General features: G+C 49.6%; 2 tRNA genes and 2 rRNA genes. All 4 read right to left on the bottom strand.

Features of this window, described 5'->3' with window-relative positions:
* Nucleotides 1-219, bottom strand: a 23S ribosomal RNA gene (locus ABUE30_RS18530); the annotation flags it as partial.
* Nucleotides 220-453: 234 nt separating this feature from the next.
* Nucleotides 454-529: transfer RNA gene (locus tag ABUE30_RS18525), tRNA-Ala, on the bottom strand.
* Between the two features lie 23 nt (nucleotides 530-552).
* Nucleotides 553-629 (bottom strand) — tRNA-Ile (locus ABUE30_RS18520).
* A 70-nt stretch (nucleotides 630-699) separates the two neighbouring features.
* A 16S ribosomal RNA gene (locus ABUE30_RS18515) occupies nucleotides 700-1597 on the bottom strand; the annotation flags it as partial.

Below are 1597 nucleotides of genomic sequence, written 5' to 3'. Positions count from 1 at the left end.
ATTTCTTTTCCTCGGGGTACTTAGATGTTTCAGTTCTCCCGGTTCGCCTCATAAACCTATGTATTCAGTTTATGATACCTCTAAGAGGTGGGTTTCCCCATTCGGATATCTTGGGCTATAACGCTCTTTATCAGCTCACCCAAGCTTTTCGCAGATTAACACGTCCTTCTTCGCCTCTGACTGCCAAGGCATTCACCGTCTACGCTTCGTCACTTAACCATACAACCCTAAACAGGGTCAGTCAGTAACTGGATGGCCGGGTGTATAAAGCCCATTCATCCGAGTACGATTTACCTTAAAATACCAAGAACACTTGTTTTTGAACTCATGTTTCTTGAGATAATCTATATATCAGCTTTTCCAAATTGTTAAAGAGCATGGCTTCGATAAAAAAGCCAAAGATAAATTCAGTTAAAAACATAATTTAGCTTTGGCGTTTGTGGTCTTAAGGAATGGTGGAGCTAAGCAGGATCGAACTGCTGACCTCCTGCGTGCAAAGCAGGCGCTCTCCCAGCTGAGCTATAGCCCCATACCCTTATTCCGTCATGATTTTGGTAGGTCTGAGTGGACTTGAACCACCGACCTCACCCTTATCAGGGGTGCGCTCTAACCAGCTGAGCTACAGACCTATCACAACGGCCGTGCTTTAATTTATATCAAGCAATCTGTGTGGACACTTCACAAAAGCGTCGCTTTTTTTAAGGAGGTGATCCAGCCCCAGGTTCCCCTAGGGCTACCTTGTTACGACTTCACCCCAGTCATGAACCACACCGTGGTAAACGCCCTCCCCGAAGGGTTAAGCTATCTACTTCTGGTGCAGCCCACTCCCATGGTGTGACGGGCGGTGTGTACAAGGCCCGGGAACGTATTCACCGTGGCATTCTGATCCACGATTACTAGCGATTCCGACTTCATGGAGTCGAGTTGCAGACTCCAATCCGGACTACGACAAACTTTTTGGGTTCCGCTTACTTTCGCAAGTTCGCTTCCCTCTGTATCTGCCATTGTAGCACGTGTGTAGCCCTGCCCGTAAGGGCCATGATGACTTGACGTCGTCCCCACCTTCCTCCGGTTTATCACCGGCAGTCTCCCTAGAGTTCCCGCCATTACGCGCTGGCAACTAAGGATAAGGGTTGCGCTCGTTGCGGGACTTAACCCAACATCTCACGACACGAGCTGACGACAGCCATGCAGCACCTGTATCAGCGTTCCCGAAGGCACAAGTCCATCTCTGGTCTCTTCGCTGTATGTCAAGGGCAGGTAAGGTTCTTCGCGTTGCATCGAATTAAACCACATGCTCCACCGCTTGTGCGGGCCCCCGTCAATTCATTTGAGTTTTAACCTTGCGGCCGTACTCCCCAGGCGGTCTACTTAGTGCGTTAGCTGCGTTACCCACGGTTTAAAACCACAGACAACTAGTAGACATCGTTTACGGCGTGGACTACCAGGGTATCTAATCCTGTTTGCTCCCCACGCTTTCGTACATGAGCGTCAGTCTTTGTCCAGGAGGCCGCCTTCGCCACTGGTATTCCTTCAGATCTCTACGCATTTCACCGCTACACCTGAAATTCTACCTCCCTCTACAAGACTCTAGCCA

Source organism: Celerinatantimonas yamalensis (genome assembly GCF_046054155.1).
GTDB classification, from domain to species: Bacteria; Pseudomonadota; Gammaproteobacteria; order Enterobacterales; family Celerinatantimonadaceae; genus Celerinatantimonas; species Celerinatantimonas yamalensis.
Note: the sequence above shows the minus strand (reverse complement) of the source record. Positions and strands in the feature narration are given on the sequence as shown.